The 7,193-nt window shown below is 72.8% G+C and carries 6 protein-coding genes; 2 read left to right on the forward strand and 4 right to left on the reverse strand.

Going from position 1 to position 7,193, the window contains the following annotated elements:
• Positions 1–129: 129 nt before the first annotated feature.
• The 4 genes from ACFV9O_RS10590 to ACFV9O_RS10605 all read right to left on the reverse strand — a co-directional run bounded on the left by ACFV9O_RS10590 (position 130) and on the right by ACFV9O_RS10605 (position 4,317).
• Complete coding sequence (locus ACFV9O_RS10590; RefSeq protein ID WP_385415082.1) at positions 130–567, reverse strand: subtilase-type protease inhibitor; 438 nt, start codon at positions 565–567, stop codon at positions 130–132.
• A 511-nt stretch (positions 568–1,078) separates the two neighbouring features.
• Positions 1,079–2,698, reverse strand: a complete 1,620-nt coding sequence (locus tag ACFV9O_RS10595; protein WP_385415330.1) for a transporter — start codon at positions 2,696–2,698, stop codon at positions 1,079–1,081.
• Positions 2,699–2,733: 35 nt separating this feature from the next.
• Positions 2,734–3,591: an ABC transporter ATP-binding protein gene (locus tag ACFV9O_RS10600; RefSeq protein ID WP_385415085.1), complete on the reverse strand. Its 858-nt coding sequence runs from the start codon at positions 3,589–3,591 to the stop codon at positions 2,734–2,736.
• 42 nt (positions 3,592–3,633) lie between these two features.
• Positions 3,634–4,317 (reverse strand): bifunctional DNA primase/polymerase, encoded by a 684-nt coding sequence (locus ACFV9O_RS10605; RefSeq protein ID WP_385415088.1) that lies wholly within the window; start codon positions 4,315–4,317, stop codon positions 3,634–3,636.
• 288 nt (positions 4,318–4,605) lie between these two features.
• Here ACFV9O_RS10605 and ACFV9O_RS10610 point away from each other — a divergent pair, with 288 nt between their 5' ends.
• Together ACFV9O_RS10610 and ACFV9O_RS10615 are read left to right on the forward strand one after the other, a co-directional pair.
• Positions 4,606–5,988, forward strand: coding sequence for a transcriptional regulator (locus ACFV9O_RS10610; RefSeq protein WP_385415091.1), 1,383 nt, complete (start codon positions 4,606–4,608; stop codon positions 5,986–5,988).
• A 210-nt stretch (positions 5,989–6,198) separates the two neighbouring features.
• A complete protein-coding gene (locus ACFV9O_RS10615; RefSeq protein ID WP_385415093.1) occupies positions 6,199–7,176 on the forward strand; it encodes a hypothetical protein in 978 nt (325 codons plus the stop codon).
• Positions 7,177–7,193: the final 17 nt, after the last annotated feature.

Consider the following 7,193-nt stretch of genomic DNA (forward strand, 5'->3'; position numbering starts at 1 on the left):
TTCGGCTGTTTGGGAGTGGGGTGGAGGGACGAGGGAAGGAAAAGAAGAAAGAAAAAGGAAGGAGGGGGGGCCCCCCCCCCCCCCCCCTTCCCCCCCCCCCCCCCCCCCCGCCGCGGGGAGGTGGCCGGCTCAGAAGGCGAAGACCGCCGCCTTGGTCAGACTCGACCGCATCTCGCACGCGTTGCCGTACGTGGCCGACCAGCTGACCCGCTTGCCCTGCCAGACGCCGTCCGCGGTGATCGTGATCGGGTCCCACTGACGGGTGCACGGGCCGCCGACCGCTCTGGACAGCAGACCGAACTCGCCGTCCACCGCGGTCAGCTCCTTGCACGCCGCCCTGGGCGACGGGTGGCTGCCGGTCGGTGTCGGTGCACAGCTCAGAGTCACCGCCCGCGCGACGGTGGCCGTCGCGGTGCCGTCGCCCTGGCCGACCGTGAGCACCAGTGCCGACGGCGGGTAGAGCCCGGTCGGCTGGGCGGGCGGTGCCGCGTGTGCGGCGCTGCCCACGGTCAGGAGGAGGGCGGCCGCGGAGGCCGTCGCGCCGAGTGTGCTGAGGATGTAACGCATAGGTGAATCCCCTTCGTCGGTGAGTGCGATTGCGCTCGGGAGTCTTGCTGATGCATACAGTGATCGCACATCCATCGCGCGTTTCCGGCCGCATACGTTCCGGAACGGAGACCGAATGGTCGTTCGGGCAGTTCGCACAGGGTGCTGGGCGCGCGCGAAGGGCTGTCCAGCATATGGACAACCACCAGTGGTGCAAGCTGAAACAATCCCCTGAGCTGCTCGTTCACGGAATTGGTTTCACCTTGGAGCAACGCCCCGCGCGCCCCTTCGACCGGAAAGCGTCGGGCGGCCGGCTCAGCCGATCGGCTTCCTGATTTCCTCGCGCACCTTCAGCGTGTTCGCGGCCGCGGCGTCGAGGTCGATCGATTCGGGGCGCCGCGTCGCGCTCTCCGGGGGTGATCCCGCCGACCGGGGCGCGTCCGCTCACGCACACATGGGGAACGAAATCTCCACACTCCCGGCCCTGTGCTCCGGGCAGGGCCCCTGCTGCGCAGGGGCCGCAGACCGCCGCTCAGCCCTTGCTGACCGCCGTCAGGATCTCCGGCAGCCGCTGCGCCGTCTGCGGCGCCGCCACCCGCAGCCCGCCCCACGCCACGGCCCCGCCGTAGGCGAGCCCCAGCGGCAGCAGACTCCACAGCGCCGACTCCGCGTTGGCGGCATTCAGCCAGATCGTGAGCGCGATCACCGGGGCGCACAACAGGGCCGAGGCGATCATTCCGCCGAAGATGGAGATCCAGGCCAGCCCGCCCTGCCCCGGCGCGACGTTCTTGTACGCGCTGTCCTGCGGGATGGAGTAGGGGAAGCGTGCCGACGCCACCGCGCCCGTCGCCAGCATCGCGCCCAGCAGCGCGAGCGCGAGCCCGAGGGCCTCCGGGAGCGCCTTCCAGTTGCCCAGGATCGCCGCCGTGACGACGGTGACCAGGACCGTGTACGGGAGTGTGATCAGCAGCAACGCCAGTGCGCGGGCGCGCAGTTCGAGGTAGGCGTCGCGGGGTGTCGAGATCGTCTGGGCCACCATCCAGAACGCGGAGGTGTCCTGCCCGAACTGGTTGTACATCTGGATGCCGAGCATCCCCGCGGCGAAGCACGAGAAGTAGATCGAGCCCGTGCCCTGCAGGGCGTTGAAGACCGGCACGATCAGGCCGATGACCAGCGCCGTCACCCACGCCGTCTTCGTCTTCGGATCGCGCCAGACGTAGCGCAGGCTGCGCTGCATGACCGTGCCCGTACGCCCGCCGGGCAGCAGCCGGTGCAGCCCGCCGGACGACGCCCTGCGGCTCGGCTCCGACGCGGCCGCGAGCGTCGAGCCGTCCGGGGTCGTCATCAGCCGCGTGAGGCTGTGCTGCCAGGCGTACAGCAGCACGCCCAGCGCGGCCACGGAGAGCCCGAGTTGCGCGAGCGCCGTACCGTACGAACCCGAGGCCGCCGAGTCGATCGCGCCGGCCGCCGACGCCGGCGGGATCCAGCGCACGATCGCCGCCACCGGCTCCAGCGACGAGAGGCCTCCCGCCGCGCCGATGCGCTGGGCGCCGAAGTTCGCGAACTGGATGCCCACCGCGATCACCAGACCGCTCAGCACCGCCAGGTCGCGGCCCTTGCGCGAGGTCAGCAGCCGGATGCTGGCCGCCGCGACCGCGCGCGCCAGCGCCACGCACACCAGCAGCGTCAGCGGAACGGCCACCACCGCGACCAGCACCGCCCCGGCGCCGTGCACCAGCGCCAGTGCGCCGCCCACGGCCAGGCAGAGCGTGAACAGCGGGCCGATCCCCACCAGCGAGGCCACCAGCAGCGCGGAGACCAGCGGACGCGGGCGCAGCGGCAGCATCACCAGCCGGGTCGGGTCGAGCGTTTCGTCGCCGCTCGGGAAGAACAGCGGCATGAACGCCCAGCCCACCGCGAGCACACCGACCAGCAGCACCACCACCGTGGCCGCGCTCTCCTCCCCGCGGAGCAGGACCAGCCCGATGAGCTGCCCGGCCGCGATGAGCAGGGCCACGACCGCCGACGCGACGAAGGCGGCCCTCCGGCCGGAGGACTGACGCAGCCCGTTGGCGAGCAGCGACAGCTTGAGCCGTACGAGAACGGGGGTGAGCGACGCGGTCGCCGGAGTCGCCGGAGCGGCCGAAGGCATGCGGGGCGTCGGTGCCGTCGAGTGCGTGGTCGTCGTCATCGCGAACCGCCGCCGCCCAGCCAGTCCAGCGCGTCCCCGGCATCCCGGCCACTCGCCCCGACCAGCTCCAGGAACGCGTTCTGCAGCGACGACGCCGAGCCCCGTACCTCCTCCAGCGTGCCGTGCGCCCGGATCCGGCCCGCCGCCATCACCGCGACCCAGTCGCACAGCGACTCCACCAGCTCCATCACATGGCTGGAGAAGACGACGGTCGCCCCGGAGGCGGTGTACCGCTCGAGCACGCCACGGATCGTCTGGGCAGAGACCGGGTCGACGCCCTCGAACGGCTCGTCCAGGAACAGCACCTGGGGATTGTGCAGCAGCGCCGCCGCCAGGCCGATCTTCTTCCGCATACCGGTCGAGTAGTCGACGACCAGCTTGTGCTGCGCCCCCGCGAGATCCAGCACGTCGAGCAGCTGCGCCGCCCGCTTGTCGACCTCGTCACCGGGCAGCCCCCGCAACCGGCCGGTGTAGGCGAGGAGTTCCCGTCCCGACAGCCGCTCGAAGAGCCGCAGTCCCTCGGGCAGAACGCCGATCCTGGCCTTGACCTCGACGGGGTCCTTCCACACGTCGTGGCCCACGACCTCGACGCGCCCCTGGTCGGGGCGGAGCAGCCCGGTCACCATCGACAGCGTCGTCGTCTTGCCGGCGCCGTTCGGTCCGACCAGACCGATGAACTTGCCGGCGGGCAGGGCCAGATCGATGCCCGCGACGGCGATCTGCTCGCCGAACCGCTTCCACAGCCCCTCGACACGAACGGCGGGCGGCGCCGTCTCCGGCGTACCGCCCGCCGTCCGGAGCTCCGTCCGGCCTGCTTCCTGGGCCGGTTGCTGGCCCGATGTCTGGTCCGGCATGGTGCGCTGCCTTCCGTTGTCCCCGTTTGTACGGGAACAACACTACGATCGGCGCGTCCGCTCGGCGGCCGCCTCCCGCCCACATGCGTACGCCAGGGGGCTGATGAGCTCCTCCACGTCCGGCAGCCAGCGGTTCGCCGGCGTGGGGCGGCGGGCCCACTGCACCGCGCCCTGGCCGCCGATACGGGTCGGCGGTGCCGCCACGTAGTGGCCCTCGCCGCGCGCCACCAGGTCGACCGAGCTGGGCGCCCAGCCCAACTTCCGTACCAGGTCGGGGGCCTTCGCCGCCCCGCCGGGCAGCACGAAGAACATCATCCGCCGGTCCGGCGCGCAGGTCACAGGACCGAGCGTCAGATCCATCCGCTCCATCCGGGCCAGCGCGAGGAAACCGGCGGACTCCGGGACGTCCAGCGCGTCGAACGTCCGTCCCGTGGGCAGCAGGATCGACGCCTTCGGCTGCTTCCCCCACAGCCGGCGCGCGGCGACGGCGCTGCCGGTCGCCTGGTTCGCCCAGTCCGGGCGGGTGGCGTGCGCCCCCGGTGCCTCGCATGCGGCCGCGCCGCAGGAGCACCGCTCGGCGCCGTCGACGGCCTCGAGCCAGGTGCCGGGGAACACGTCCCAGTGGCGCTCCTCCGCATACCGCACGGCGCTGTCCAGCAGCTGTTCGCCCCGCTGCCTGGGGATCTGTGCGGCTTCCGTGCCGATGGTCTCTTCCACGATGAACACAACTCCCGCCGTCAGTGCGGGTTACGGGCGCACACGGCCGGGGCACGACGCATCGATCCTGCATATGGGGCGCATGGGTGCATGGGCGGGGGCGCGCGTGCGGCCAGGGACCGGCGGGAGGGTAGCCCTTGCGGGGAAGCGGCATTCACCCGTAATCGTCCGAGCTCAATGGCATTCTCCGGATAACCGCCGGGAAGTGATCAATGGAAGATCACGAACTCGATCGAGGGTCTCGGTCGAGGGCTCGACAGTGATCACGAACCGAGCGGTCCGGTACAGGGGGTAGTCATGGCAGCGAGGCCACTCGTCGCCCGCCAGCCGAACGAACGGCTGCAGGCGCTCATCCAGGAAGCCGCGTGTTCCAACGCGGGGCTGGCCCGCCGGGTCAACCTGGTGGGTACGGAGCGCGGGCTCGACCTGCGGTACGACAAGACGTCCGTGGCGCGCTGGCTGCGCGGACAGCAGCCGCGCGGGCGGGCGCCTGGGATCATCGCGGAGGCGCTGGGCCGCAAGCTGGGGCGTACGGTCACGATCGACGAGATCGGCATGGCGAACGGGAAGAACCTGGCGTCGGGCGTGGGGCTGCAGTTCGCGCCGACCGTGCTCGGGGCGATCGAGCAGGTCTGCGAGCTGTGGCGCAGCGATGTGGGCCGCCGTGACTTCCTGTCCGGGTCGGCGGTCGCCGCGTCGGCGCTCGTCGAGCCGAGCCGCGACTGGCTGATCACGGGCGCGGACGCGCAGGTGGCGCGTACGGCGGGGGCGCGGGTGGGGGTGTCGGACGTCGAGGCCGTACGGGCGATGACGGAGGCGCTCAAGACGCTGGACCACCGTTTCGGGTCCGGGCATGTGCGGCCGGTCGTCGTCCACTACCTCAACAGCGTGGTGTCGGGCCTGCTTTCGGGCTCGTACCGGGAGCCGGTCGGCCGGCAGCTCTTCGCGGCCGTCGCCCGGCTGACCGAACTCGCCGGGTACATGGCGGTGGACACCGGCCAGCCCGGGCTCGCGCAGCGCTACTACATCCAGGCGCTGCGGCTGGCGCAGGCGGCGGACGACCGCGCGTACGGGGGGTACGTCCTGGCCGCGTCGATGAGCCACCTCGCGGCGCAGCTCGGGAACCCGCGGGAGATCGCGCAGCTCGCGCGGGCGGCGCAGGAGGGTGCGCGGGGGCGGGTGACACCGCGCGCGGAGGCGATGTTCTACGCGGCCGAGGCGCGAGGCCATGCGCTGCTCGGCGACGCCCGCACCTGCCACGAGGTCGCCGGCAAGGCGCTGGCGGCGCTGGACCGGGCCGACCCGGAGTCGGGGGACGACCCGGCCTGGATCGCCCACTTCGACCACGCCTATCTGGCCGACGAGCTGGCCCACTGCCACCGCGACCTGGGCGAGGCGGACGCGGCCGCCCGCCGCGCCGTCGACTCCCTGGAGGGTCACCCCGAGTCCCGGGCCCGCCGCCGCGCGATCGGGCTGGTGCTGCTGGCGTCGGCCCGGGTCCAGCAGCGCGAGGTGGAGGAGGCCTGCCGGACCGGCACACGGGCGGTGGAGCTGCTCGGGACGCTGAGGTCGAGCCGGGGCGCGGAGTACCTGGAGGACCTCCAGCACCGGTTGGAGCCGTACGGGGAGGAGCCGGCGGTGCGGGAGTTCGGGGCGAGGGTGGAGCTGCAGGCGGCGTAGAGCGCGCCGCCGAGGGGCGTGGAGGGGCGTGGAGGGGCGCAGGGGGTGGTGGCGGGAGTGGTGGCGGGGCACACGTGCGGCGCGGAAAGGCGGGGTTGAACAGCGTCTTGGGGTGCGATCTTGTTACGGCCGCCACACGTGTGTGCGGAGGGGCTGGGACACCCGGTAGCGTGAACCGACGATTCCGTAGGTTTACGTGTAGGAGTCCCGGTGACGCGAAGCGGACAGGGTGACGAGGCGCAGTATCCTGCGGCGCGGCCCGCGCACGAGGGTGTCGTGCTGCCCGCGGACGGCAGTGAGCCCTGGATACCCGGCGTCAGCGGGGAGCAGGTCGCTCCGGCCGGCGGGGCGCCCTGGGGTTCGCCGTGGGGCCCCGAGCAGGGGCAGGACCAGCAGGCCCCGGGCCGGCCCCAGCCGTACGCGCAGCCGCTGCCGCCCCAGCAGCCGCACCACCAGGCGCAGCCGCTCCCGCCCCAGGAGCCGCAGATGCAGTACCAGGATCAGTCGCTGCCGCCGTACGACGCCGGTGCCGCGGGCCAACTTCCGGGCCAGTACGGGCAGATGGGCGAGGCCGACGCCACGCAGTACATTGCGCCCGTCCAGCCCCCCGCCGGGGCCCACCCGCACGAGAACCCCGCCGAGTCGACGCAGTTCCTCGGCGTGCGGCCCGCCGCCGAGGGGGGCGACGCGGAGGCCACCCAGTACCTGCCGCCCGTACCGCAGGGCGCCCCGTACGGGGTCCGCCCCGGCGCGCCCGGCGACCGGCAGCCTCCCGCGGAGTTCGACAACCTCTTCCGCAGCGAGGGCGCGCCGGCCGGTGGTGGGGCGGAGGCCACGCAGTACCTGCCGCCCGTACCTCAGCAGCCGCAGCAGTCGTACGCGCCGACGCCGCAGTACCAGCCCGCGTACGAGCCGCCGTACGCGCCCGAGCCGCCGCAGCGCCGCTCCTCGCGCGTGCCGCTCATCGCCGCGGTCGTCGTCGGCTGCGCCGTACTCGGTCTCGGCGCGAGCGCGCTGATGTTCGGCGGCGGTGACGACAACAAGGGCCAGAACGACGACAAGACCGTCGCCGCGGCGACGTCGGCCGTGGCCGGGGTTTTGGGGGTGGGGGGAGGCGGGGAGGGGGAGGGGGGGGAGGGGGGGGGAAGTCTCGCGGAGAGGGGAAAAAAAAGCGAGGGGGGGGGTTGATGTCGTTCTACGCGCGA

The sequence above is a fragment of the Streptomyces sp. NPDC059909 genome (genome assembly GCF_042730885.1).
GTDB lineage: Bacteria > Actinomycetota > Actinomycetes > Streptomycetales > Streptomycetaceae > Streptomyces.

Coding starts and splice junctions, on each gene's coding strand:
- ACFV9O_RS10600 (WP_385415085.1), bottom strand. CDS start 3,591: ATGCCGGACCAGACATCGGGCCAGCAACCGGCCCAGGAAGCAGGCCGG.
- ACFV9O_RS10590 (WP_385415082.1), bottom strand. CDS start 567: ATGCGTTACATCCTCAGCACACTCGGCGCGACGGCCTCCGCGGCCGCC.
- ACFV9O_RS10595 (WP_385415330.1), bottom strand. CDS start 2,698: ATGCCTTCGGCCGCTCCGGCGACTCCGGCGACCGCGTCGCTCACCCCC.
- ACFV9O_RS10610 (WP_385415091.1), top strand. CDS start 4,606: ATGGCAGCGAGGCCACTCGTCGCCCGCCAGCCGAACGAACGGCTGCAG.